This is a genomic window from Mesorhizobium sp. M6A.T.Cr.TU.017.01.1.1 (assembly GCF_004023115.1).
In the GTDB taxonomy this organism is placed as follows: domain Bacteria; phylum Pseudomonadota; class Alphaproteobacteria; order Rhizobiales; family Rhizobiaceae; genus Mesorhizobium; species Mesorhizobium mediterraneum.
This window is the reverse complement of the sequence record NZ_RZTA01000262.1, coordinates 1-1,238: the sequence shown is the minus strand read 5'-3', so window position 1 is coordinate 1,238 and position 1,238 is coordinate 1. Positions and strand designations below refer to the sequence as shown.

2 protein-coding genes and 1 pseudogene are annotated in these 1,238 nt (G+C 61.2%); all 3 read left to right on the top strand.

Features of this window, described 5'->3' with window-relative positions:
- Window positions 1-609 (top strand): XRE family transcriptional regulator (locus EOB36_RS33865; RefSeq protein ID WP_128286592.1); only part of this gene is annotated, 609 nt, incomplete at its 5' end.
- A gap of 275 nt (window positions 610-884) precedes the next feature.
- Window positions 885-1,037 carry a hypothetical protein gene (locus tag EOB36_RS35640; RefSeq protein WP_245467977.1) on the top strand — a complete coding sequence of 51 codons (153 nt, stop codon included), beginning with the start codon at window positions 885-887 and terminating at the stop codon, window positions 1,035-1,037.
- 4 nt (window positions 1,038-1,041) lie between these two features.
- Window positions 1,042-1,238: pseudogene (locus tag EOB36_RS35635) on the top strand (adenylate/guanylate cyclase domain-containing protein); the annotation flags it as partial.

The window sequence follows — 1,238 nt, the reverse complement described above, 5'->3', positions numbered from 1 at the left end:
TCTATGAACAGGGGACCGGGGCCGGCCAACCACATCGCGTCGGACATCGAGCGCAAGCTCGCCAGCCGGCCGGCGCTGCTGTTCATCTTCGTCATGCTCTCCGAGAAATTCACACCCGAAGGCATCATGCGCTCACAAGGGTTGAGCGAGGCCTCGATGTTCCTCTATCTGCGTGACCTCGAGGAGCTGGGCCTGGTCGCGCTTGGCCGCGGCCTGTCGGCCAGGTTGCTGGTCGAGACGCCGATCCAGTGGAATTTCGAAGGGCCGATGCGGCCGCTGTTCGAGATGACCAACAAGAATTTTATCGGCTGGGCGATCACGCATCTGGAGCGGGAGGCGACCTTCGTCAGCTTCTCCAGGCGGATGCGGCCGGAGACGGCGGAAATGGTGAAGCGTGAGGCGGAGGAGCTGGCGGAACGCGTCAAATTGCTTGCCCATCACGATCAGCACACGACGCCCGAAGACGGGCTCACCGGTTACAAATGGACGTTTGCCTTTGGCGCGACGCCGTTCCCGGCGATCATGCCGATCGGGTCGCACCCGCGAGATGCCGGGGCGTCCGACCGGCCCGTCGCTCCTGCAAAGGGACGCCGTGCTTTGCCGGCCTGACACAGCCAATCATCCCGAGCAGGATTGTACCTGGCGGCTTGTCGCGCACCACTCCGGCGGCGCCGACTGCCACCATTTTTGGTGACCTGAACTGGGAAGCCTCCGCCTGTCCTGCTTCAGTTTCCACGATGATCTTTTGTCCGGACACTTTTTGCTCTTTGCAGCCGCGCTTCAAAAATGAAACCACATTCATGGTAGAGTTCGCGCACTGATTTGCCAGTAGAGGGCGGGTTTGCCGAATGCGTGACACGTCCCCGTGAAATCGAAGTGATCCTATGCCGACGGCGCCAACACTTGAACTTCGCCGCTATTCGCGCCTGAAAAATTTGCGGGAGCGCGCAGAACGCCAGGGTGCTGCATTGCAGTTCTGGGCGCGTACGGCATCGCTCGCCGTGATCTCCTGCTTCTTTTCATCGATCAGCCGCTGACCTCGTGGGTACGCTGGACATCATTCTGCTGACCGTTCTGCTGGTAACGCCCAACCCGTTTTCCCTGGAGGTCGCGCCGGCCGCGATGCAACTGCGCGAGGGCAGCTTCAAATTCCTGCTGATTTTCGTATGCCTTGGCGCGCTGACCCTTTCGACACGATTGGCGCTCTATCTCGGCGCGCTCGCGGCCTTGACGTGGGC